Below are 23,948 nucleotides of genomic sequence, written 5' to 3'. Positions count from 1 at the left end.
GTCCTCACTTCCATCCGGCATGGCGGAAAGATGCCGCCTTCCAGCCATGCGACCACACAGGGGAATGTACGAAAAGGAAAAGCGGGGTCCGCCTCCCGAAGGACGGCGGACCCCGCAGCTGCCGGCGTCCTAGTACAGGCCGCCAGCCTCGGCGATGCGCACGCTATCGGGCCATGCCTCGCCGCCCATGGAGACGGGCTTCTGCGGCACGCGCACACGCTTGTCCTCGATGCGCCGGCGCACGTAGTCGGCGACCTGGTCCAGGGCCACGCGCTCCTGCTGCATCGTGTCGCGCTCGCGGATCGTCACGGCCCGGTCGTCGAGGGTGTCGAAGTCCACCGTGATGCACAGCGGCGTGCCGATCTCGTCCTGACGGCGGTAGCGGCGGCCGATGGCGCCGGACTCGTCGTAGTCGATCATCCAGTCGTTGAGCCGCAGGTCGGCTGCCAGGTCGTGGGCGATGGACTGCAGTTCCGGCTTCTTGCTCAGCGGCAGCACCGCGGCCTTCATCGGCGCCAGGCGCGGGTCGAGGCGCAGCACGGTGCGCTTGTCGACGCCGCCCTTGGTGTTCGGCGCCTCGTCCACGTCGTAGGCGTCCACGAGGAAGGCCATGAGCGAACGGGACAGGCCGGCGGCCGGCTCGATCACGTAGGGGATGTACTTCTCGCCGGTGGCCTGGTCGAAGTAGGACAGGTCCTCGCCGGAATGCTCGGCATGCGCGCCCAGGTCGAAGTCGGTGCGGTTGGCCACGCCCTCGAGTTCGCCCCAGTCGGAGCCCTGGAAGCCGAAGCGGTACTCCAGGTCGACGGTGCGCTTCGAATAGTGCGCGAGCTTCTCCTTGGGATGCTCGTAGTGGCGCAGGTTCTCGGGCTTGATGCCCAGGTCGAGGTACCACTGCGTACGGGCATCGATCCAGTACTGGTGCCATGCCTCGTCCTCGCCGGGCTTGACGAAGAACTCCATCTCCATCTGCTCGAATTCGCGGGTGCGGAAGATGAAGTTGCCGGGGGTGATCTCGTTGCGGAAGGACTTGCCTGTGTTGGCGATGCCGAACGGCGGCTTGGAACGCGAGGAAGTCATCACGTTCTTGAAGTCCACGAAGATGCCCTGGGCGGTCTCCGGACGCAGGTAGTGCAGTGAGTTCTCGTCCTCCACCGGGCCCAGGTGGGTGCGCAGCATCATGTTGAAGTCGCGCGGTTCGGTCCAGTTGCCGCGGGTGCCACAGTCGGGGCACACGATGTCGGCCAGGCCGTTCGACGGCATCTGGTCGTGGTGCTTCTCCGCGTAGGATTCCTCCAGCTTGTCGGCGCGGTGGCGCTTGTGGCAGGTGAGGCATTCGATCAGCGGGTCGTTGAAGACGGACACGTGGCCCGAGGCCACCCATACCTGCGAGGGCAGGATGATGGAGGTGTCCACGCCGACCACGTCGCCGCGCGTGACCACCATGGCGCGCCACCATTCCTTGCGGATGTTGTCCTTGAGGGCCACGCCCAGGGGACCGTAGTCCCATGCGGAACGGGTGCCGCCGTAGATCTCGCCTGCGGGGAACACGAAGCCGCGCCTCTTGGCGAGGGATACCACTTCATCGAGTTTGGAACTAGCCACTATGCACCTTCTGGTTTTCTCACGTGTCTCAGGTCGGGTTATCAGGGACAGGTTAGCCGATATCGCTGACAGGGCCCGGGGCCCGGCACGGGGCGGCAACACGCGTCGGGACGCCGTGTCCCGCGTTTTCATTAGGTTCGTCAAGTGCAGGGGGACCTGGAGGTGCGCAGCACCCGCCAGGTTGAGAAAGGCAACCGGCCTGACCCTTTGAACCTGTTGGCCAATACCATCGTAGGGAGTCATGACATCATGAACCAGCCATATGCACCATCCAGCGCCGTGGAACTCGGAGAGGACGCGCCGCTGCGCACGGACATCGCACGCGCCGCGACCGCCGTACGCGAGCACACGCCGCTCGCCCAGGCGTTCACCAACTTCGTCACCATCAATTTCGTGGCCAATGCGCAGCTTGCGGCCGGCGGGGCCGCCGCGATGAGCTTCCTGCCTGGCGAGGTCGCCGACATGTCCCGCGCCGCGCAGGCCGCCTACATCAACGTCGGCACGCTCATGCCCTCCTACGAGGGGGCGCTGGCGCAGATCACGCACCGCTTCGCCGACGAAGGCATCCCGTGGTGCCTCGACCCGGTGGGCGCCGGCATCGGCGAGGCACGCACCCGCATCCTGGCCGCCATGCGCGAGGTGCCGCCCAGCGTGGTGCGCGCCAACGCCTCCGAGGTGCTGGCGCTCGAAGCCATCTGGGGACTGGCGCCCGCGGACGGTTCGGACGCCACGCAAGGACCTGCCGGCGTGGAGAGCGCCGACGAGGTCGACAGCGCCATCGAGGCCGCCCGCCGCGTGGCACGCCACCTGCGCGCCACGCGGCCGGACGGCCTGGGGGCGGTCGCCGTCTCCGGCGAGCTCGACCTGGTCACCGACGGCGAGCGCGTACTGCGACTGGCGGGCGGCAGCCCCATGATGACGAAGGTGACCGGCATGGGGTGTGCGCTCGGCGGCGTCACGGCGACGTACCTGTGCGAGGCGGAGCCGCTGGTGGCGGCCACCGCCGCGTCCGTCCTGTTCGACATGGCCGGCACGGTGGCCAGCGAGGACTGCCCCGGTCCGGGCACGTTCCATGCGCGCTTCCTGGACGCGCTGTGGTCCATCGGGCCCGAGGCCCTGGCACAGGGCTCGATCCTGGAGGTTGAGTGATCATGGTCGCACCGTTCCCCTATGAGTCGATGCGCGGGCGTTTCGACCTGCGTTCCTACTTCGTGGTGGGTCCGCAGGATTGCGGGCGCCGCACGCTGCTTGATGTGGTGGCCAAGGCGCTGGACGGCGGCGCGAGCTTCGTCCAGCTGCGTGCGAAGGATGCCGACGTGCGCGACATCGTGTCCATGGCGGCGGACATCGCCGGGGAAATCCGGGGGCATCATGCCGCCGACCGCGTGGCCTTCGTGATCGACGACCGCGTGGACGCGGCGGTCGAGGCGCGCCATCGCGGCATCAAGGTGGACGGCGTGCACATCGGGCAGGACGACATGGACCCCCGCGAGGCGCGCCTGCTGCTGGGCAACGACGCGATCGTGGGCCTGTCTGCGAAGACGTTGGAGGAGGTCGAGGCGGCCGATGCGCTGCCTGCGGGCACCGTGGACTACCTTGGTGCCGGCCCGGTGCACCCGACGGCCACCAAGCCGGATTGCCGCGTGGCCGATGACGGCGACGGCACCCTGGACGGAGCCGCCATCGACGCCCTGTGCGACGCTTCCCGCTTCCCGGTGGTCGTGGGCGGCGGCGTGCATGTGGAGGACGTGCCCATGCTGGCGCGGTCCCGGGCGGCCGGCTGGTTCGTGGTGTCCGCCATCGCCGCGGCCGACGACCCGGAGCGTGCCACGGCGGCGCTGGTGGACGCCTGGCGGGAGGTCCGTGGCGATGGGCGCCATGGATATGCGCAGTCGGTGTCCGATCCGCACGCGATGCCGGCCGCGCTGACGATCGCGACGACTGATTCCTCGGGCGGTGCGGGCATCGCCGCCGACCTCAAGGCCATGCTGGCCAATGATGTGTTCGGGATGTGCGTGGTGGCAGGCATCACCGCGCAGAACACCACCGGCGTGCAGGCGATCGCCCCGGTGGACCCGACACTGGTGGCGCAGCAGATCGACTCCGTGTTCGACGACATCCGCCCCGACGCCACCAAGATCGGCGTCATCGTGGGGGCCGCGTCGATCGAAGCGGTCGCCGATCGGCTGCAGGCGCATGGCGCGGCCAACATCGTGGTCGATCCGGTGATGGTCGCGACGTCCGGTGCCGAGCTCACCGAGGACGAGGGCGTGCGCGCCATGACGGGCCGCCTGCTTCCCCTGGCCACGCTCATCACGCCGAACATCCCCGAGGCCTGCGCACTGACAGGCATGGCCATCGCGGGACGCGGGGACATGGAGACCGCCGCGCGCCGGCTGGTGACGGCCTACGGCTGTGCCGCCCTGGTCAAGGGCGGCCATGGCGTGGACGACGCCTCGGACGTGCTGGCCATGCCGGACGGCTCGGTGCAGTGGTTCGAGGGCGAGCGCATCGACAACCCCGACACCCACGGCACCGGCTGTACCCTGTCGTCCGCCATCGCCGCGCATCTCGCACTGGGCGAGCCGCTGGACCAGGCCATCGCCTCCGCGAAGCGCTACCTGACCGGCGCCTTGCGCGCGATGCTGGACCTGGGTGCCGGGGCCGGTCCCATGGACCACGGCCACGCACTGCACTGACCATCTTCGAAGGAGACATCCATGGATCGCAATGCCGTCAGGCAGGACGTGCCGCTGGACCCTCAGGGCCGTCCCATCGTCAACACCGTGGCTGCGGTGTCCATCGCCCCCAGCGGGGTCGGCTCGGAACTGAGCGAACACGTCGCGCAGGTCATCGGCGTCATCCGTGACAGCGGGCTGCCGAACGAGACGAACGCCATGTTCACCAACATCGAAGGCAATCTCGACGAGGTGCTCGGCGTGGTGCGCGACGCCGCCATGGTCCTCGCCGGGCAGGGGTACCGTACCGAGGTCTGCCTCAAGCTGGATATCCGCCCCGGGTTCAGCGGACAGATGGCGGAGAAGCCCCGGCTGGTGGACGACCTGCTGGACGGTCGCTGAACCTTACGGCGCTCGGTGTACCGGCATCCCCCCCCCGGTACACCGAGCGCCGTAAGGTGGATGGATGACCACCATGAAGGACATCGCCCTGCGGACCGGCGTCTCGGTTTCCACCGTCTCCCTTGTACTCAACGGGCGCGACCGGGGACGCGTCAAGCCGCAGATCGCGGACAGGGTGCACGCAGTCGCGCGGGAACTGGACTACCTGCCTAACGCGGCGGCCCGCTCCTTGCGTACGAACCGCAGCCAGATGCTCGGCTTCGTCAGCATGGAAGTGGCCACCACGCCCTATGCGGGCGGCATCATCCTCGGCGCCCAGGAAGCCGCCAGCGAAGCCGGGTATGTACTTGCCACGGTCAGTGCCGACGGCGCCGTCGACCTCGACCAGGAAATCGGCTCCCTGATGCGCCACGGCGTCGACGGCTTCCTGTTCTCCACGATGTCCAATCGGGTGTCGGACATCCCCGACTCCCTGGCGGAGCATCCGCTGGTCCTTGCCGACACCGTCGATGCACAGGGCCGGTTCCCCGCCATCGTCCCCGACGAGTTCCGCATCGGCCATGACGCGACGACGAGACTGGCACGTGCCGGCCTGACGCGCATCGCCTACGTCGGCTGCACCGCGCCGATGGTGGCGCAGGAGGGGCGCCTGCGCGGCTACCGACAGGCCCTGGAGGATGCCGGACTTCCCTACGACGCGGCACTGGTATGCGACGTGCTCTACAACGACGGCGCCCTGGCCAGGGTGGAGCGGCTTTTCGACGAGGCCAGGCCGGACGGGGTCTTCTGCTTCAACGATTCGCGCGCCTGGTACGTCTACGAGTGTGCGGCACGCCGCGGCCTGACCATCGGCAAGGACGTGTCCGTGGTGGGCGTCGACAACCATCCGGTGGTCAGCGAGACCTTCTCGCCGCAGTTGACCACCATCGCACTGCCCCATTACGAGATGGGCTACTGGGCGGCCAGCAAGCTCATCTCGATGATCGACCCGGATGCCGGTGCCGGGACGCAGTGGCCGCACACCACCGCCCCCATCCCCCCGTTGGACGCACCGGAGCCGGTGCGGATCCACTGCACCCTGCTCGAACGCAATTCCGTGCGCGCCTAGCCGGCCACGGACGCGACACGCCGAAGCGGGATGGACATACCGCAATCCCCCGCGCCACAAAACGGCGTCATTCCGTCAATCGCTTGACATCTTCTACGACAACGACATGCCCGTATTTGTCAATCGATTTACGTCAATCGTTTGACGTGCTATCATGACAGCAACGGAACACGAAGCCCTCACCGCAGATGGCAGACGCTCCGGGCCGGTCCTGCCGGCCGCCCCCTCCCATCCGTTCCCATGCACGCAACAACGAGGTCATCATGGCACGTACCGCATCAAGCTGGAGGAATCCCTCCTATCTGCAAAGTTCGTTCGGCATCTTCCTGTTCTTCTGTTCCTGGGGCATCTGGTGGTCCTTCTTCCAGCGCTGGCTCAACACCATGGGTCTCGACGGCGCACAGGTCGGCACCATCTACTCCATCAACTCGCTGGCGACGCTCATCCTCATGTTCTGCTACGGCCTGGTCCAGGACAACCTGGGACTCAAGCGCCGCCTCGTACTCGTCATCTCCGCCATCGCCGCGCTCGTCGGCCCCTTCGTCCAGTTCGTCTACGAACCGCTCATGCACACGAACATGATGGCGGCCGCATTCATCGGCTCCGTCGTGCTATCGGCCGGCTTCATGGCCGGCTGCTCGCTCATCGAGGCGGTCACCGAACGCTACAGCCGCAGGTTCGGCTTCGAATACGGCCAGTCGCGCGCATGGGGATCCTTCGGCTACGCCATCGTCGCGCTCGTCGCCGGCATCGTGTTCAACGTCAACCCCATGATCAACTTCTGGCTGGGCTCCGCCTTCGGCGTGGGCATGCTCCTGGTATACCTCCTGTGGTATCCGGCGGAGCAGCGCGAGGCCCTGCGGCAGGAGGCGGACCCGGATGCGCCGCGCTCGACCCCCACGCTCAAGGAGATGGTGCGCGTCCTGCGCATGCCGACGCTCTGGGTCCTCATCGTGTTCATGCTGCTGACCAACACCTTCTACACCGTCTTCGACCAGCAGATGTTCCCCACCTACTACGTCTCGCTCTTCGCCGACGAGAGCCTGGGCAACACCATGTACGGCACCCTCAACTCGATCCAGGTGTTCTGCGAGTCCGCCATGATGGGCGTCGTGCCGATCATCATGCGCAAGGTCGGCGTGCGCAACGCGCTGCTGCTCGGCGCGACGGTGATGTTCCTGCGCATCGGCCTGTGCGGCATCTTCCACGACCCGGTCATGGTGTCCATCATCAAGATGTTCCACGCCATCGAGGTGCCGCTGTTCTGCCTGCCCGCGTTCCGCTACTTCACCCTGCACTTCAACCCCAAGCTGTCCGCCACCCTGTACATGGTCGGCTTCCAGATCGCCTCGCAGGTCGGCCAGGTCGTCTTCTCCACGCCGCTGGGCATGCTGCACGACCGGCTCGGCAACCGCGTCACGTTCCTGACGATCTCCGGCATCGTCCTGTGCGCGGTCATCTACGGCTTCTTCGTCATCAAGCGCGACGACGAGCACGTGGACGGCGACCCCTTCATCCGCGACTCCAGGCGACCCCTGCCGTCCGCCGACGACGAGGAGGCGGTCCTGGCCGCCGACGACGCGGACATGTGACCGCGAGCCGCACCAATACCATTCCGAGCACCGACCAAGAAGGAACGACACCATGGCAACCACCCTCACCGATCCCGTCCCGACCCCCATTGCCGACCACGACGAACGACTGGCCCGTGCCGAAGCCGGCGTGCGGGCACTGCGCGCGACGCGCAACGACCGCTGGTACCCGCACTACCACATCGCCTCCGACGGCGGCTGGATCAACGACCCCAACGGCCTGTGCCGCTACGACGGACGCTGGCATGTCTTCTACCAGCTGCACCCCTTCGGCACGCAGTGGGGCCCCATGCACTGGGGCCATGTCTCCAGCGAGGACATGGTCACCTGGAGGCGGGAGCCCATCGCGATGGCTCCCAGCCTTGAGCAGGAGAAGGACGGCGTCTTCTCCGGATCGGCTGTCATCGGAGACGACGGCAAGCCGTACTTCTACTACACGGGCCACCGCTGGGCCAACGGCCGTGACAACACCGGCGGCGACTGGCAGGTGCAGATGCTCGCCGAACCGACCGACGGCACCCTCACCCGCTTCACCAAGCGCGGCATGGTCATCGACTGCCCCACCGACGAGGTCGACCATCACTTCCGCGACCCCAAGGTGTTCAAGCACGAAGGCACCTGGTACATGACCTTCGGCGTCTCCTCCAGGGAACACCGCGGCCAGATGTGGCTGTACACCTCCGACGACATGGTGCACTGGACCTTCGAACGCGTACTCTTCGAACACCCCGACCCGGACGTGTACATGCTCGAATGCCCCGACTTCTTCCCGATCGTGAACCCCGACGGCGAGCGCAAGTGGGTCATCGGCTTCTCGGCACAGGGTGCCCGTCCCCATGGCTTCGCGAACCGCAACCGCGACAACGCGGGCTATCTGGTCGGCTCGTGGCAGCCGGGCAACGCCTTCGTCCCGGAGACGGACTTCCGCCCCTGGGACTACGGCCACAACTTCTACGCGCCGCAGTCCTTCACCGTGGACGGCAGGCAGCTCATGGTGGGGTGGATGAGCCCCTTCGTGGAGCCGATCGACATGCAGGAGGACGGCTGGTGCGGCAACCTGACGCTGGTGCGCGAGATCGTCCTCGGCGCCGACAACGTCCTGCGCACCGTGCCGGCTGCCGAGCAGCTCGGGCTGCGCACTTCCCGCGAGGACCTCGGCGCCGTCGAGGTACCCACGAACCAGGAGGTGACGGTCTGCGAGGACGCCGAAGCCATCGAACTGGAGATGACCATCGACCTGCGGCACACGACCGCGGAACGTGCCGGCCTGCACGTCCACGCCACGCCGGACGGCTCATGCACGGCAATCGTGTACGATGACCAGCTCCAGGCCGTGGTCATCGACCGGCAGGCTGCCGTGCACGGCGACAAGGGCTACCGCGTCGCGCCGCTGGGCAAGGACGAGCTCGAGGCAGCCGAGCTCAGGCTGCGCGTCTTCATCGACCGCGGGTGCGTCGAGGTGGTCGTCAACGACGGCCGGGAGGTGCTCAGCTCCTACTCCTTCCCCGGCGAGGGACCGCGTGCCGTCAGGCTGGTGGCGGAGTCGGGCTCCATGGCGGTCCCGTCGTTGACGGTGCACCGACTCGCCGGTAACGGACTGGAGTAGGCGTCGAGGGCCATGGGGCGGATGAGAGTCAACGGCACCCCTCGCGGCCGTCCCCTCCCGCCACATGCCATATGCGCTTGGCGTGTCACGGGGGACACGCCTCCTGCGATCCCATGGACGAAGGAAGCAACCCCCAATGATTCCATGGGATTCCGCACCCTGCAACGGCCCCGTCCCGCGGTGCTGCATCATGCCACATACATGGTGCAGCACCGTCTTCATGACGGGGAATGGCGGGTGCCTTGTAGCCTTTCGGTCCTATTGTCGGCCTTGTGACGACTTTGAGGGAAGTCGCAGCCCAAGCCGGGGTATCCGTATCGATTGCATCCAGGGTCCTCAATGGGCACGATTCGACATGTGTCAATGCAGATACGGCCAAGCGGATCCGCAGGGCGGCCGCACGTCTGGACTATCGTCCCAACGTGGCGGCGCGTTCCCTTCGCACCCACAGGACCCACCTGGTCGGATTGGTCCAGTTGGAATCGCCGCTTCCCCGCCCCGGCTTCCAGGAGGGCATCCAGCGTGGCGCCCAGCACATCATGGATGAACACGGAAGTGCCCTCGTCACGCGGACCGTCACCGATGCCTCCCAGCTTGACGGGGCCCTGCATACCCTCGGCGCCTTCATGCCGGACGGCATGCTCGTCTCGTCCGGCATCGACCGGAACATCGCCATCCCCGCCTCCTGGCGAGGCACGCCACTGGTGCTGGTGGACGCCTCGGACCGCGGGCACCGGCATGCATCGGTGCAACCCGACCATTGCCTGGCGGCCTACGACGCAACCCGGCGTCTGCTTGAATCCGGCGCCACCAGGATCGCCTGCGTCGGCCAGTGCGGCACGCGGGACGGTCGGCGCCTCCAGCTCGAGGGGTACCGCATGGCGTTGGAGCTTGCGGGCATCGCCTTCGACCCGACACTGGTGCGGGCACGGTCCCGTGCCATCTCGGATGCCGCCGTCGAACGACTGTGCCGACTGACCCATCCGGATGCGTTCGTATGTCTGGACGGCCAGGCTGCATGGCAGGTCTACCGGCATGCCACGCGCCGGACGCTGCGCATCGGCACGGACCTTTCGGTGGTCGCCGTCGAATGCCCTCCCTTCCTCGGGGATCTGTTCACGCCACGGCTGACCGTCGTCGACCCCGCACCGGCCGCCATGGGGTATTGCGCAGCCACCATGCTCATGGCACTCATCACGGCAAACGCCACCATACCGCCAGCCGAGACGACGCTCTTCCACTGCCCGCTGATCGAACGCGCTTCCGTCGCGGGAACGCCGCCGGACGCCCCGGCGGCGAACAGGGCACTGTCGGCCCACACGTCGTACTAGGATGTCCTGGTGGCGGTTTTCCGCCGCAACAACGAACGAACCTTTCTGACCGAGCGGTGTGCAGACTCCTCACCTTGCTGCGCAGCACCCCGGTCACCAGCGTACGGTACGCAGAAAGCAAGGTGGTCATGGCGAACGCATCGCACCCCCACGCACCCTCGGCACTTCGGCGCCATCTGCCGACCAGCGTCACCGTCCTCCTCCTGCTGGCCGTCTGGCAGCTTTGGGTGGACCTCGCCAAGCCGCCGTCCACCCTGGTCGCCTCCCCCACCCAGGTCGTCTCCGCGGTGACACGGTCGTGGCCCACCCTGTGGCCCGCGGCCTGCGTGACCTTCCTGGAGGGTACCATCGGCTTCCTGGTCGCCTGTGCGCTCGGCATCCTGCTGGGCATCGGACTGTACTGTTCGAAGACCGCGGATGCCGCCTTCATGCCCCTACTCGCCGCCGCCCAGACCCTGCCGCTCATCTCCATCGCGCCGCTCTTCCTCATCTGGTTCGGCTTCGAACCGGTCGGCAAGGTCGTCATCGTCGCCGTCTTCGCGCTCTTCCCCATCACCGTGCAGACCATGCGCGGTCTGGCCGCCGTGCCGCGGTTCTACGCCGACGTCGCCATGACCTGCGGCGCCGGCCGGGCATGGACGCTCTTCCATGTCAAGCTGCGCGTGGCAGCACGCCAGGTCTTCGGCGGCATGCGCGTCTCCGCGGCCTACGTGTTCGCGACGGCCGCCACCGCGGAATACCTCGGTGCCCGCAAGGGCCTGGGCATCTGGCTGCAGGCCGCCTACAACTCCTTCCAGACGCCGCTGATCTTCGCGGCAACCGTCGTGATCGTCCTCATGACCGCCATCCTGCTCCTTGCGGTACGGCTGGCCGAACGGCTGGCCATCGGCGCCCAGGACGACACCCTCGAACTCGACCAGAACTGACCGACGAAACCACCGGGAGCACCCATGACATCACTTCGTTCCGTCCACCGCATCCTCGCCGCCCTGTGCGCCGCCGTCCTCCTGCTGCTGTCGGCTGCCTGCGGCACGTCGCAGGCAGCCGACGGCGACCTGCGCAAGGTCACCTTCATGCTCTGGTGGGCGCCCGACACCAACCACATCGGCGTCTACACGGCCAGGCACAACGGCTACTACAAGGATGCCGGGCTCGACGTCGACATCGTCGCCGTCTCCCAGGCCGGCGCCGAGCAGGCCGTCAACAGCGGCGTCGCCGACTTCGCGCTCTCGACGCTGACCAACGTGAGCACCTATGCCACGAAGGGCGCGCAGATCAAGGAGGTCATGCAGGTCCAGCAGAAGACGAGCGCCATCTGGTGTTCGCTGGCTTCCAACACCGCGATCTCGAGCCCGCGCGACTTCGACGGCAAGACCTTCGCGACCTTCGGCTCGAGCGAATCCGACGCCGTGGTGCGCCGCATGATCCAGGAGGACGGCGGCACCGGCGACTTCGACAAGGTGACGGCAGGCACCTCCACCTTCCAGGCGCTGAGCTCGGGACGCGCCGATTTCGGCGGCTTCTACTCCACCTGGGAAGGGGTGCAGGCGCAGCTGAACGGCCCGGAGCTCAACTGCTTCACCGAACCCGACTACGGCGTGCCCGGCAACGCGGATTCCATCGGCATCATCACGAGCGACCGGCTCATCAAGGAGGATCCCGACCTCGTGAAGTCCTTCGTGCAGGCCACGCAGCGAGGCTACGAATACGCCTACGAGCACAGCGACGAGGCCGCGGACATCCTGGTGGCCGAGGCACCGGAGGCGAACCTCGACCCGACGCTGGTCAGGGAATCGATGAAGACCATCATCGAAGGCCAGTACTGGGGCGACCGCCAGCAGATCATCGACGGCACCGCCACCTTGGGCGCCATCGACTATGACGGCACCCAGGAGTACTTCGACTTCCTGGCACAGTCGGACGCCTACGAGGACGCGAACGGGACCGTGGTGCACACCGCACCGCGGTCCCGCGACCTGGCGACCGACGAGTTCCTCGGGGAATCCTGATCACGCCTTGACGCCGCCGAAGCGACGGTCGCGGTGGATGTAACGGTCGATGGAATCCCACAGCACGTTGCGGCCGCAGTCGGGGAACAGCTGGGGCACGAAGTCGAGCTCGGCATAGGCGGCCTCCCAGGGCAGGAAGTTGCTGGTGCGCTGCTCGCCGGACGTGCGGATCACCAGGTCGCAGTCGGGGATGTCCGGGTTGTACAGGTGTTCCGCCACCATCCTCTCGGTCACGCGGTCGCCCTTGATGCGGCCGTCGCGCACCTCGCGCGCGATGGCCGCGCAGGCGTCCGCAATCTCCGCGCGACCGCCGTAGTTGATGCAGAACACCACGTCGATGGTCTTGTTGTGCCTGGTGTGCTCCATGGCCACCTCGAGCTCGTCGATGACGGACTTCCACAGCTTCGGGCGGCGGCCGGACCAGCGCACGCGCACGCCCCATTCGTCCATCTGCGCCACGCGGCGGTGGATGATGTCGCGTGAGAAGCCCATGAGGAACCGCACTTCCTGCGGCGAGCGCTTCCAGTTCTCCGTGGAGAAGGTGTAGAGGCTCAGGTAGCGCACCCCGGCCTCGATCGCGCCGGCGATGGTGTCGAAGACCACCGGCTCCGCGGCCTGGTGACCGTCGGTGCGCACCAGTCCGCGCTGCTGGGCCCACCGGCCGTTGCCGTCCATGATCACGCCGACGTGCCGCGGCACCTTGTTCTTCGGGAAGTCCGGTATGATGCTGGGATCGGAGAAGGGGGCGGCGGGCACGGAGAGCGACCGGTAATCAACGGAATCAAAAGCCATGCGACCTAATCTAGCAAGCGCAGCGAACGAAGGGGGCGCTCCAGGTAGTACTGCGCCCAGGACTGCACGGCCTGCCCCACCGGGACGTCGTCATGGCCGGTTCCGTCCAGGGCCGTCCAGTCACCCTCCAGGAGCGCACGAAGACGCCTGCGGCACGGCTCCTCGCAGGGCGCCGCCTCGGGTGTGTAGTCGCGCCGGCACATCATGCCGCCGGCAGCCGGGGAGAAGAAGCACAGGTCGCGGGTCGTGCCGCAGACCACGCAGGAATCCAGCCTGGGTGTCCAGCCGGCCATGGACAGGGCCCGCAGGATGTAGGACCAGGCGATGTCGCGCGGTGCGTGCCGACATGTGGCGAGCGCGTGCAGGGCGCCGACGAGGAGCCGGTATTGCGCCGGTGCGGGCTCATGTTCGGTGCCGGCGAGGTCGTCGAGGGTCTCCGCGATGGCGTTGGCGGCCGCGTAGGCGTCGACGTCACCGACGATGGCGCCCGCGTAGGCGGCCAGGGATTCCGCCTGGGAGATGGTGTCGAAGGTCCTGCCCTCCCCCAGGAGCAGGTCGACGCGCATGAAGGGCTCGAGCCGTCCGCCGAAGCGCGACTTCGTGCGGCGTACGCCCTTCGCCACCGCGCGCACCTTGCCGTGCCGTTCGGTGAAGAGGGTGACGATTCGGTCTGCCTCGCCGAGCTTGGCGGTGCGCAGGACCACGCCCTCGTCATGGTAGAGTGCCATGGACCACCTTCCTTCCCGGGTCCTAGAACAGGAACAGGCCCCAGAAGGAGAAGCTGAGCAGGACGAGCAGCATGGCGACGGTGGTGGACCAGAACAGGACGCGTCCCAGCCTCGTGGAGGCGACCACGGGTTCCTTGCCGCTGACGATGGCGCGGATGGCGTCCCGTTTCAGGGGCCAGCCAAGCAGGCCGCGCATGGAGGCCACCTCGATCATGCCGGTGAACACGCGTGCCCATTCCCAGACGACGAAGACGCAGACGACCTGGATGACCGGCCAGCTCCAGTACATCATGCCGGCATCCTCGGGGGGCGCGCTGCCCCAGGCGAGGTAGACGACGGCCATGACGACCTCGCCCAGGCCACCCAGGAACAGGGCGAGGCAGGCGAGGGTGATGACGGAAAGCATCATCAGCGACCTGCCGAAGCGGTACTGGAACCCCAGGGCATGACCCTGGTGCATGATGCGGTAGCGGACATGGCGTACCAGGGCGATGATGGCGATGACCAGGGCGACCAGCAGGGTGACGACGAGCAGGACGATGACAATGGTGCCGTAGATGGTCAGGGCCGGCCGTGCATGCAGGTCGAGCGGCACGGCGATCGACTGGTAGAGCGGCGTCCCCGCCAGCGGTTCGCTGGTCTGGGTCAGGCCGCGGGACGTGCCGACCGCCCAGGCGAGGGTGTCGCGCACGTAGTCGTCGGCGAAGGGGGTGCCGGCTTCCGCCTCGTCGCCGAGACGGAGCACGTGGTTGGCCACGGGGTAGCTGCGCAGGGTCACGTTCCAGTTGCCCGCTTCGTGCGCCAGGGCGAGGATCTCCTTGAATCCCTGCACCTGTGCGGTCATGACGTCCTTCGAGCCGTACGCCACATAGGTGGGGATCGAGTAGGCCACCGGCACCCTCGTGCGGATGTCGACGTTGTGCAGCCCGAACATGTCGAGGTCGAGGGACAGGGCTCGGCGCACGATGGCCTGGTAGCCCTCGTTGGCGCCGGCGAGCGCGAAGTTCTGCCCGGCCAGGTAGGCCAGGGCGTGCCGGGGGTTGAAGACCATGGGCGACAGGAGCACCTGGAAGGCGACGTCGTGGTCCGTCTCGAGCAGGAACGGCGTGATCCAAGTGCTTTCGGAGGTGGCGTAGACACCGACCTTCGTGGCGTCGACCTGCTCCATGGAGCGTATATGGTCGATGACCTGGTCGTAGATGGCCGCGGAGCCCGGGTAGTCGCGGGTGAGGTCCGTGGTGGACCAGACGGGCTTGTCCAGGACGGCGGTGACGAATCCCGCCGAGGACATGCTGGCCGCCACGTCGCCGAAGGAGTTGTCGCAGGTGCCGTAGCCCGCACCGTGCATGAACACCATGCCCGGCAGCCCCGTGCCGGCGCCGACCGGCTCGCGCACCAGCACGTTGATGTGCTGGACCTCGCCGGTGGACGGCTGTACCGCATCCATGACGTAGCGTGATTCGCGCACCTTGTAGGTGCCTTCCTGCGGCAGCGGGTCGTCGGTGTCGAAGGTGACCGCCGTGTCCGACGTCAGGGTCCCGAAGATCTGGCCACGGGGGTCGTTGTCGACCTGGATGCGGGTGTTGGTGGATGCGATGACCAGGATGCCCAGCAGGATGATGAAGATCGGCAGGCTGATCATGAACCGCTTGAGGCGGCTGAACTCGGCCTTGCCTTGCCCTGCCTGACGGTCCGCCGGGTCCGCGGTCGGGGTGTCCTGTTCGTTCAGCTGTTCTTGCACGTGACCATCCTACTGGTTGTCCGGGTACGTTGTCGTCCTTGCGTGGGCCACGCTAGGCGGCGTGCTCCTGCCCATGGTCGTGGCCGGTGATCGGCACGACGACCGGCCCGGTGGCGTTCGGGTCGACCTTGCCGTCGCGTTCCATCGTCTCGGCGATGCGGTGGGCGTGCTCGAGCAGGGTGGGCACGATCCGGTCCTCGGGAACGGTCTGCACGACCTTGCCCTTGATGAAGATCTGCCCCTTGCCGTTGCCGGAGGCCACGCCGAGGTCCGCCTCGCGGGCCTCGCCGGGGCCGTTGACGATGCATCCCATGACGGCCACACGGATGGGGGCCGTGATTTCCTGGAGGCCCTCGGTGACGGCGTTCGCCAGCTCGATGACGTCCACCTGGGCGCGCCCGCAGCTCGGGCAGGAGATGATGTCGAACTTGCGTTCGCGCAGGCCCAGGTATTCGAGGATCTTGCAGCCGACCTTGACTTCCTCCACGGGCGGCGCGGAGAGGGAGACGCGGATGGTGTCGCCGATGCCTTCCGCGAGCAGGGCGCCGAAGGCGATGCATGACTTGATGGTGCCCTGCCATGCCGGCCCTGCTTCGGTGACGCCCAGGTGCAGGGGCCAGTCACCCTGTGCGGCAAGCAGGCGGTAGGTCTGCACCATGGTGACCGGGTCGTGGTGCTTGACGGAGATCTTGAAGTCGTGGAATCCGACGTCCTCGAACATGCGGGCTTCCTTGAGCGCCGAGGCGACCAGCGCCTGCGGCGTGGGGCCGCCGAAACGTTCGTAGAGCTCCTTGTCGAGCGAACCGGCGTTGACGCCGATGCGCAGCGAGATGCCCGCGTCCGTGGCCGCCTGGCAGATGGAGGGGCCCACCTCCTCGAACTTGCGGATGTTGCCGGGGTTGACGCGCACGGCCGCACAGCCGGCGTCGATGGCCTCGAAGACGTACTTGCTCTGGAAATGGATGTCGGCGATCACGGGGATCGGCGACTTGCGCACGATCTGCGCGAGGGCGTCCGCGTCCTCCTGCTTGGGGACCGCCACGCGGACGATGTCGCAGCCGGCGGCCGTGAGCTCGGCGATCTGCTGCAGGGTGGCGCCGACGTCCGCGGTGCGCGTGTTCGTCATCGACTGCACGGATACGGGGGCCCCTCCGCCCACGGGAACGGGGCCGACCATGATCCTGCGCGATACGCGGCGCGCGTGCAGGGGGCTTTCGCTGATGGCGGCGGCCCCGGTCTTGCGGAACGGCTTTTCCAGGGATGTCATGTCACTTCCTCGAATCGATGCAAAAACTTCATCCAACTTAGGACGGGTCACGGAAAACCTCAAGCGATGGCGCGAGGACGGCCCCGGCTGCCCGTGCGCACCGGGATGCAGGGGTGGTCAGCTCCGGGCGATCAGCTCGTCGGCACGTGCGCGTGCCTCGTGCTCGAGCGCCAGCATGTCGTCGACGTCCGTGAAGCGCGCCTGGGCGCGCAGGCGGCCATCCATCCGGTCGATGACCTCGGCCACGGTGTCCACGATCCCGAGGTAGGGCAGGCGGTGGTCGAGGAAGGCATGCACGGCCTGCTCGTTGGCGGCGTTGAGTACGGTGGTGTGCATCTGGGAGGCTTCCAGGCACTGGCGCGCCAGGCGCACCGCCGGGAAGGTCTCGTCGTCCAGCGGCTCGAAGGTCCATTGGGCGGCCGAGTGCCAATCGCAGGCGGCGGCCACGTCGCCCAGGCGCACCGGCGCCGACAGGCCGAGCGCAATCGGCAGGCGCATGTCCGGCGGGGAGGCCTGGCAGATGGTCGCGCCGTCGCGGAACTCGACCATGGAGTGCACGATGGACTGCGGATGGACCGTCACCTCGATGCGCGAAGGCGGCACGTCGAACAGGCGGCTCGCCTCAATCACCTCCAGGCCCTTGTTCATGAGGGTCGAGGAGTTGATGGTCACCACGGGTCCCATCCGCCACGTGGGGTGGTTCAGGGCCTGTTCGGGGGTCACGTGGACCAGGTCGGCGCGCTTGCGGCCCCGGAAGGGACCGCCCGAGGCGGTCACGATGAGCTTGCTGACTTCCGCGTGCGCGCCGGAGCGCAGGGATTGCCAGATGGCGGAATGCTCCGAATCGACGGGGTTGATCTGGTCTGGCCGGGTGCGTGCATCGAAGAGGAGATGGCCTCCGGCGACCACGGACTCCTTGTTGGCGAGCGCCAGCCGCGACCCTGCCTGCAGGGCGGCGATGGACGGCGCCAGGCCGATGGAGCCGGTAATGCCGTTGAGCACCACGTCGGCGCCGCTTCCGGCAAGTTCGGCCACGGCCCGTTCGCCGGCATCGATGCGGGTGTCCACGGCGCCGAGGGCGTCAAGGGCCTCACGCAGGCGCTGCCTGGCGCCGGGGTCGGCCACCACGACGCGTGCCACGCCGAACGAGACGGCCTGTCGTGCGAGCAGGTCGACATGGGCGCCGCCGGCGGCGAGGCCGGTCACCTGGAAGAGGTCGCGGTGTCTGCCGACCACATCGAGCCCCTGGGTGCCGATGGAGCCGGTGGAGCCGAGGATGACGAGGGTGCGGGGGAATCCTGGTTCAGCCATGGTAGCGTTGGTTCGGCTTGTCGTCGATGATGAGGGGTTCGTCGGTCGAGATGGTCGGGAAGGACAGGTCGGGGATCTCCGATTCGAGGCTCGGGGTGGCCGCCGTCTCGTCCGCCGCGGCCGCGTCGTCCGTCCCCGCGCCGGTACCGTCCGCCGGCTGGTCATGGCGTACGGGCATGGGCAGGTCCGGGATGGACAGGGCGCTGAGCTTCGGCACGGCGAGGCCGTGCAGCGGGATGGGTCCGGTGGGGGCGGGTTCCACGGTCGGCTCCGAGGAGACCTGGGCCATGGAGGCCAGGGCCGCCAGGGACGGCGACTGGAAATCGTCGCCCATGGCATGCTCGGGGACGGTGACCGTCGTCTCGTCGCTGATGGCGGTGACGGCCGGGACCGCACTGATCCGGCCGGTCTCTGCCATCGAACCGGCTGTCTGGGCGGCCTGCTCGTGCGCGGGGATGGTGCGGGGGGCCGGGGTGATCGGCTTGATGTCGGAAAGGGTATGCGTCTGGGCGACCGCGGACGTGGGTTCCACGATGGGCCGGTAGGCGGGTGCCGGGGTCTCGGCGGCCGCTTGCGGCCCCTGCGCGTCGTCGGCATCGGCGTCTGCCACTGGGATGGCGATCGGTCCGGTGAAGATGGCCTGCTCGGCCTGGGCGACCTCGTCGAAGCTTGCATTGGCATCGTCCGTGCCGGGAACGTCGCCGGCCGGGACGGCCGTAAACTCCTCCACGGCCGATGCCGCCGCGAAGTCGACCGGGGCTGGTTCGACCTTGTGGCCGTCGCCGAGGATCAGGGGCGCGATGACCTGCGTCTGCGCGGCGGCCGCAGTCGCCTGCGGGACGGCGCCATCCGCGGATGCGGCATGCGATGCAGAGGGCTTCACGTAGTCGGCGATGCGGGCATAGGATTCAAGACGGCCCAACAGGTCGACGCAGGCATTGAGGTAATAGTCCACCTGGCGCTCGTCGTACCCATGCTTGCCCACGCGCTGGGTGAAGGTCACGTCGGAGACGGACTTCGCGGTGACCTGCGGGTCCGGGTCATCCGGATTGTCCACGTAGGTCCTGTCCGCGTTGACGCATTCGAGTTCGAATTCCGCCTTGGCCATGATGCGGTCGATGAGGCGGTCCACCTGCTTGCGGTCATAGGAGGGGACCTTCGGCTTGCCGGGGGCGAAACGTTCGCCGGAGGCGCGGGCGGCGTGCTCCTCGAGGGCGCGGAACTGCGCCTCGGCCTGCGCCTTCCACGCCACGCGCCCCAGTTCTGCGATGTCATAGGAGGTCTGCTTGTCGCCCACCGCGCGTTCGAGGCGTTCCAGCGCGGCATCCACCTGCGGGATGGCGTATCCGCCCTTGACGATGTCGAAGGACGCGTCCTGGATGTCCTGGCGCTTGAGCTGCATGTCGTCGCTGTCGTACAAGGCGTGGGCCTGTTCAAGGAAGGCATCCACCTGGCGGACGTCATATCCCTTTTTGCGCTTGCTCACCCGCGCAATGGTCGGCTTGCCGCTGTCGGCGTCCGTTTGCTGAGCCATCGACTTTTCCTCCTCCAGACAACGTTCATGTTCCAGATTACGTGGGCTTCGAGACGCATCGTCCCGAATCCCCAAGATACACCCGAGCCGGTATGCGCGCCTAGAGCATCCACGAGCAGGCCAGCATGACCACGGCGGCCTCGAAGAGCGCTCCCATGCGCGAGGTGCGCGGCATGCGCCCACGGGCCCAGGCCAGCAATGCGGCGAGGGCCACGCCCACGGCCGCCAGCGTCCAGGCGACCCACCGCAGGGCCGGCCGCGCCGTGCCCATCACGCCGCAGGCGGACAGCACCGCCACAACCGTCACGGCGCATGCCAGCACCAGGAGGACCAGCGAGCACGCGGTGTCGGCGCCGGCCCACCGACGCGTGCGGATGCCCTGGTCCGCTCGCAGGGAGGACACTGCGGCGCTCAGTTCGCCGATGCGGCGGTCATGTTCGATGCCCTGCCACTGCGATTGCGCGATGGAACGGTCCAGTTCCAGTTCGAGTGCGCTGATGCGTTCCGTGAGCTCGGCGTCCCGCTTGGCAGGGTTCGGCACCATGGCCTGCAACGCCCGCCAGGGATTCGGCAGGTTCTCCAGGGGACTGTTCATGCTGCGATTATACGGTCGCGCACCGCGGAAGGACGGCTTCCATGCGCTGACAGCACAAGGAGGCGCAAGTGGGCGATAAGAGACTCGAACTCCTGACATCCACCGTGTAAAGGTGGCGCTCTAACCAACTGAGCTAATCGCCCGGGGCTTCACAGTCTACCGACGGGGGCAAACAAGGAAGCGGAGGCCGGTCCGGCACCGACATCGCGGCACCCGGACCGGGTCAGCGGTTGGCGCTCTTTCCGTAGGCGCGCAGGCGCACGCCGTTCCAGTCCCCGCTGACCGTCAGGGGCGTGGAGGCGTTCATGCCCGCGGTCTTCGCCGCGTTCTGCACGATCTGCGCGCTGGCGGCACCGGTGCGTCCCGGCTTGGGGGTGAGCAGCCACATCGGGCCATCCTGCCCCAGCACCGAGTATGCATCCACGATCGTGTCCGACAGGGCGTCCTCGTCATCCCCGTCACGCCACCAGATGATCGAACCATCGACGGCGCCGTCGTACTCCTCGTCCACCAGCTCCTCGCCGGTCAACGTCTCGATGTTCTCCCGGATCGCCTCGTCCACGTCATCGTCCCAGAGCCATTCCTGGACCAGGTCCCCCGCGCCGAAGCCGAACTCCTCGGCTTTGTCAGATGCTGTTTGATTCACGTTCGCCAATATAGCAAACCCATGGAACAGCTCACTGCGAGCCGTCCTCCACCGTGCAGTGCGGCAGGTCGCCCGCAGTGCCCCGGCCGATCGCGACCAGCGCCTCGTAGGCCTCCTGCAGCGTGGCGACCTTGACGTCGCGCAGCCCCTCGGGCACCTTGCCCACCACCTGCGCGCAGTTGGCCTGCGGCGCCAGGAACCAGGAGGCACCGTCGCGCCTTGCGCCCAGCATCTTCAGGTCGATGCCCCCAATGGCCCCCACCTTCCCCTGATCGTCGATGGTGCCGGTGCCGGCTACCACTTGCCCGTTGGCCTCCGCCTGCGGAGTGAGCAGGTCCACGAGGCCCAGCGCATACATCATGCCCGCCGATGGCCCTCCGATGTCGTCCACGTGCATGGTGACCTTCGCCCCCGCCACGTCCACGCCCAGGGTCCCGGCATAGTCCAGGCCCGCGGTGATGGCGGCCTCCTGCGAGGACTGCATCTGCCCGTCCGATTCCTGCGCATATTCCTCGGCGCTCTGCCCGACGGGGAACACGACCTCCTGCGGCATGACCTCCATCTGCGGATCGGCCCAGGCCCACAGCACCTCCGCGTTCAGCACGGGGTAGCCGGGGACGCCGGATGCGTTCACGGTGACCAGCAGCAGCTCGCCCTTGCCGTCGCGATGGACCGGCACGCCGCTGATGTCGATCACCGGCATGCCGTCGCTCTCGCCGAGCACGTCCTGGGTGGGGCCGGGCATCTCCACGACATAGGCGGCGGGCAGCAGGAGCACCACCACTGCGAGCGCGACCGCGGCCGCGCCGGCGAAGTACGGCAGCGGTCGCCGGCGCCACCGGTCGGCCAGGCGGCGCAGAATGCCGCCGCGAGGTGCCGCGCCGTGTGCGGTGGACTGCGGGGAGGAAGCATCGTGTTGTGACATGTTGACCATACTATGGCAGGAACGGAATTATTTCGCCCCGCCGCGGATTGAAACATAGTAGAACCGGCAAAGCCATGGAGGGCCCGGAGAGGCCTTCCATCGAACGACAAGGGGTTGTAGACCTGATGATGGATGAAAACGTATTGCACCAATGGTTCCTGTCCTGCTTCGGCCCTGTCCAGGGCGAGATGGCATGGCGCCAGTTCGCCGAGCTGCCTGATTCGATCCGCGGGCAGATGCTCAGCCAGGACGCCGACCAGCTGCCCGACCCGTCCCAGATGCAGGCGCTCATGCAGGCCTTCGCGGGCGGCGGCATGGGCTCCTTCGGCGGCATGCAGGCGTCCATGGAGGACGACGGCCCCATCAACGTGAAGCTCGCCCGGAGCATCGCCCTGCAGCAGGCGAATGCGGGCCAGGGTGCCCACACGGTCACCGCGCAGGATTCCGAACGGATGCACCGCGCGGTGAGCGGCGCGAACCTGTGGCTGGACACGACCACCGATTTCGACCCGGCCCCCGGCGAGTCGAGCGCCCTGACGCGCGCCGCCTGGGTGGAGGACACCATCGACGAGTGGGCGAAGTTCGCCGCACCCGTGGCCGCCTCCATGAACGACGCGCTGGCCGCGGTGATCTCCGAGCGGCTGGGGGATGCCATCGACGGCGAGATCACGGGCATGTTCGCCGGCCCCGTACCGATTCCGATCCCCGACGACATGAAGGATCCGCGCCAGCTCATGAAACTGTTCGCGAAGACGTCCTACGCCATGCAGCTGGGCCAGGCCGCGGGTGCGATGTCCAAGGAGGTGCTGGGCAGCTTCGACCAGGGGATTGCGCTGCTGGGCAATGCCGCGGGCGGCCTGATCATGGAGAACGTGGAGGACTACGCGAAGTCGCTGGACCTGGACGTGACCGAGGTCACCGAGTTCCTGGCGCTGCGCGAGCAGGCGCATGCCAGGCTGTTCGCGTCGGTGCCGTGGCTGATGCCTCGCTTCTCTGCGCTGATCGGCAAGTACGCGCGCGGCATCTCCATCGACCTGGACGCCATGGAGGAGCAGCTGCGTGACGCCTCCGCCCTCGACCCCGAATCGCTGGCCGGCGCCGTCAACCTCACGAACGTGGGCATCACGGACACGGAGGAGCAGCGCGAGGCGCTGCGTTCCATCGAGACGCTGCTGGCCCTGGTGGAAGGGTGGGTCGACACGGTGCTGTGGCGTGCCGGCATGGCGCACCTGCCGCATCTCGATCAGCTGCGCGAGATGACGCGCCGCGAACGTGCGGTCGGCGGACCCGCGGAATTGACCTTCGAGAGCCTGCTGGGCCTGCAGCTGCGCCCCAAGCGCATCCGCGAGGCCGCCGACCTGTGGGAGCGTATCACCCGCGAGCAGGGCTTGGAGGCGCGCGATGCCATGTGGTCCCACCCCGACCTGCTGCCCGTACTGCCCCAGGAGGCCGGCGAAGACGAAGCGGAGCAGCCCAAGCCGAAGGGCGACAGGATTGACTGGGACGCCGAGCTGAGCAAGCTGCTCGACGACGATGGCTCGGGCGAGGGCCCGCAGGAGGAGCAGCCCGCGGACTGAGCGTCATGAGATTTCTTACGGAAAATGATCCGTCCCCCGTTTTCTGGACACAGGAAATAGGAGGACGGTTCTTTTGGTTGTGTATCGTCGTGAGGTACGTGAGCAGGCGTTGGTCCTGTTCGAGTACGGGTTCAAGTATGGTGCGGTTTCCTCGAAACTGGGCATAGGCCAGGGCGTGGCACGTGCTTGGCAGGACCTGTACGAGGCTTGTGGCAAGGAGGCTTTGCTGGATATGGGAAGCACGCATCGTTCGTACGCGTACGAGACCAAGCTCGAGGCGGTACGCCGTCTGGAGGCGGGTGAGTCGCCGCGCCAGGTGATGGCCGGGTTGCATATCGCGTCCAGGAGCGTGCTGGCCCGGTGGCGGGCCGCGTGGAAGCAAGGCGGGGACGATGCGTTGCGCGCCAAGCCCCGGGGACGGCCTAGGGGGTCGGTGAACAAGCCGGTCGAGCCCACGCGCGAGCAGCAGCTCGAACGGCGTGTCCTGGAGTTGGAGTGCAA

21 protein-coding genes, 1 tRNA gene and 2 pseudogenes are annotated in these 23,948 nt (G+C 67.6%); 13 read left to right on the top strand and 11 right to left on the bottom strand.

Annotation, left to right across the window (positions count from 1 at the left end):
- Positions 1-129: 129 nt before the first annotated feature.
- Positions 130-1,605 carry a glycine--tRNA ligase gene (locus tag BCUN_RS07965; protein WP_033514743.1) on the bottom strand — a complete coding sequence of 492 codons (1,476 nt, stop codon included), beginning with the start codon at positions 1,603-1,605 and terminating at the stop codon, positions 130-132.
- Between the two features lie 249 nt (positions 1,606-1,854).
- On the opposite strand from BCUN_RS07965, the gene thiM reads away from it, so the two are divergent.
- The 11 genes and pseudogenes from thiM (at position 1,855) to BCUN_RS07920 (ending at position 12,331) form a co-directional block, all read left to right on the top strand.
- Complete coding sequence (gene thiM / locus BCUN_RS07960; RefSeq protein ID WP_033514889.1) at positions 1,855-2,754, top strand: hydroxyethylthiazole kinase; 900 nt, start codon at positions 1,855-1,857, stop codon at positions 2,752-2,754.
- A gap of 2 nt (positions 2,755-2,756) precedes the next feature.
- Positions 2,757-3,395 (top strand): annotated as a pseudogene (locus BCUN_RS12805) (thiamine phosphate synthase); the annotation flags it as partial.
- Positions 3,396-3,518: 123 nt separating this feature from the next.
- Positions 3,519-4,304, top strand: coding sequence for a bifunctional hydroxymethylpyrimidine kinase/phosphomethylpyrimidine kinase (thiD, locus tag BCUN_RS12800; protein WP_238552358.1), 786 nt, complete (start codon positions 3,519-3,521; stop codon positions 4,302-4,304).
- A 21-nt stretch (positions 4,305-4,325) separates the two neighbouring features.
- Positions 4,326-4,685 carry a thiamine-binding protein gene (locus tag BCUN_RS07950; RefSeq protein WP_033514741.1) on the top strand — a complete coding sequence of 120 codons (360 nt, stop codon included), beginning with the start codon at positions 4,326-4,328 and terminating at the stop codon, positions 4,683-4,685.
- 64 nt (positions 4,686-4,749) lie between these two features.
- The gene (locus BCUN_RS07945) at positions 4,750-5,793 is read left to right on the top strand and encodes a LacI family DNA-binding transcriptional regulator (RefSeq protein WP_033514739.1); all 1,044 of its coding nucleotides are present in this window, start codon (positions 4,750-4,752) and stop codon (positions 5,791-5,793) included.
- Between the two features lie 263 nt (positions 5,794-6,056).
- Complete coding sequence (locus BCUN_RS07940) at positions 6,057-7,385, top strand: MFS transporter (protein WP_033514737.1); 1,329 nt, start codon at positions 6,057-6,059, stop codon at positions 7,383-7,385.
- Positions 7,386-7,437: 52 nt separating this feature from the next.
- On the top strand, positions 7,438-8,991 hold the full coding sequence (locus BCUN_RS07935; protein WP_033514736.1) for a glycoside hydrolase family 32 protein: 1,554 nt from the start codon (positions 7,438-7,440) through the stop codon (positions 8,989-8,991).
- 272 nt (positions 8,992-9,263) lie between these two features.
- A pseudogene (locus BCUN_RS12990) lies at positions 9,264-9,401 on the top strand (LacI family DNA-binding transcriptional regulator); the annotation flags it as partial.
- 12 nt (positions 9,402-9,413) lie between these two features.
- A complete protein-coding gene (locus tag BCUN_RS07930; RefSeq protein ID WP_152598005.1) occupies positions 9,414-10,322 on the top strand; it encodes a LacI family DNA-binding transcriptional regulator in 909 nt (302 codons plus the stop codon).
- 128 nt (positions 10,323-10,450) lie between these two features.
- Complete coding sequence (locus BCUN_RS07925; protein WP_051920946.1) at positions 10,451-11,248, top strand: ABC transporter permease; 798 nt, start codon at positions 10,451-10,453, stop codon at positions 11,246-11,248.
- 24 nt (positions 11,249-11,272) lie between these two features.
- A complete protein-coding gene (locus BCUN_RS07920) occupies positions 11,273-12,331 on the top strand; it encodes an ABC transporter substrate-binding protein (RefSeq protein ID WP_033514734.1) in 1,059 nt (352 codons plus the stop codon).
- Here the strand turns inward: BCUN_RS07920 and BCUN_RS07915 are convergent, their stop codons facing one another.
- From BCUN_RS07915 to BCUN_RS07870, 10 genes are all read right to left on the bottom strand, one after another.
- Positions 12,332-13,123, bottom strand: a complete 792-nt coding sequence (locus BCUN_RS07915; protein ID WP_033514733.1) for an isoprenyl transferase — start codon at positions 13,121-13,123, stop codon at positions 12,332-12,334.
- A gap of 5 nt (positions 13,124-13,128) precedes the next feature.
- Positions 13,129-13,851, bottom strand: coding sequence for a DNA repair protein RecO (gene recO, locus BCUN_RS07910; protein ID WP_033514732.1), 723 nt, complete (start codon positions 13,849-13,851; stop codon positions 13,129-13,131).
- Positions 13,852-13,873: 22 nt separating this feature from the next.
- The gene (locus BCUN_RS07905) at positions 13,874-15,493 is read right to left on the bottom strand and encodes an alpha/beta hydrolase family protein (protein WP_033514885.1); all 1,620 of its coding nucleotides are present in this window, start codon (positions 15,491-15,493) and stop codon (positions 13,874-13,876) included.
- A 151-nt stretch (positions 15,494-15,644) separates the two neighbouring features.
- A complete protein-coding gene (ispG, locus tag BCUN_RS07900; RefSeq protein ID WP_033514731.1) occupies positions 15,645-16,859 on the bottom strand; it encodes a flavodoxin-dependent (E)-4-hydroxy-3-methylbut-2-enyl-diphosphate synthase in 1,215 nt (404 codons plus the stop codon).
- A gap of 117 nt (positions 16,860-16,976) precedes the next feature.
- Positions 16,977-18,170: a 1-deoxy-D-xylulose-5-phosphate reductoisomerase gene (dxr, locus tag BCUN_RS07895; protein WP_033514730.1), complete on the bottom strand. Its 1,194-nt coding sequence runs from the start codon at positions 18,168-18,170 to the stop codon at positions 16,977-16,979.
- Positions 18,163-19,704 (bottom strand): DivIVA domain-containing protein, encoded by a 1,542-nt coding sequence (locus tag BCUN_RS07890; protein WP_051920944.1) that lies wholly within the window; start codon positions 19,702-19,704, stop codon positions 18,163-18,165. Before BCUN_RS07890 ends, dxr begins: the two co-directional genes overlap by 8 nt.
- Positions 19,705-19,804: 100 nt before the next feature.
- Complete coding sequence (locus BCUN_RS07885) at positions 19,805-20,299, bottom strand: hypothetical protein (protein WP_033514728.1); 495 nt, start codon at positions 20,297-20,299, stop codon at positions 19,805-19,807.
- 69 nt (positions 20,300-20,368) lie between these two features.
- Positions 20,369-20,442: transfer RNA gene (locus tag BCUN_RS07880), tRNA-Val, on the bottom strand.
- An 80-nt stretch (positions 20,443-20,522) separates the two neighbouring features.
- Positions 20,523-20,945, bottom strand: coding sequence for a DUF3052 domain-containing protein (locus BCUN_RS07875; protein WP_033514881.1), 423 nt, complete (start codon positions 20,943-20,945; stop codon positions 20,523-20,525).
- A gap of 31 nt (positions 20,946-20,976) precedes the next feature.
- Positions 20,977-21,879, bottom strand: a complete 903-nt coding sequence (locus BCUN_RS07870) for a S16 family serine protease (RefSeq protein WP_033514726.1) — start codon at positions 21,877-21,879, stop codon at positions 20,977-20,979.
- Positions 21,880-21,998: 119 nt separating this feature from the next.
- Between BCUN_RS07870 and BCUN_RS07865 the strand changes: the two genes are divergently transcribed.
- Both BCUN_RS07865 and BCUN_RS07860 read left to right on the top strand, forming a co-directional pair.
- Positions 21,999-23,447 (top strand): zinc-dependent metalloprotease, encoded by a 1,449-nt coding sequence (locus BCUN_RS07865; RefSeq protein ID WP_033514879.1) that lies wholly within the window; start codon positions 21,999-22,001, stop codon positions 23,445-23,447.
- 79 nt (positions 23,448-23,526) lie between these two features.
- Positions 23,527-23,948 (top strand): helix-turn-helix domain-containing protein (locus BCUN_RS07860; RefSeq protein WP_156100146.1); only part of this gene is annotated, 422 nt, incomplete at its 3' end.

This window comes from Bifidobacterium cuniculi, from assembly GCF_000741575.1.
Taxonomy (GTDB): Bacteria; Actinomycetota; Actinomycetes; order Actinomycetales; family Bifidobacteriaceae; genus Bifidobacterium; species Bifidobacterium cuniculi.
The sequence above is the reverse complement of the archived record's forward strand: the minus strand, read 5'-3'. Positions and strand labels throughout refer to the sequence as shown.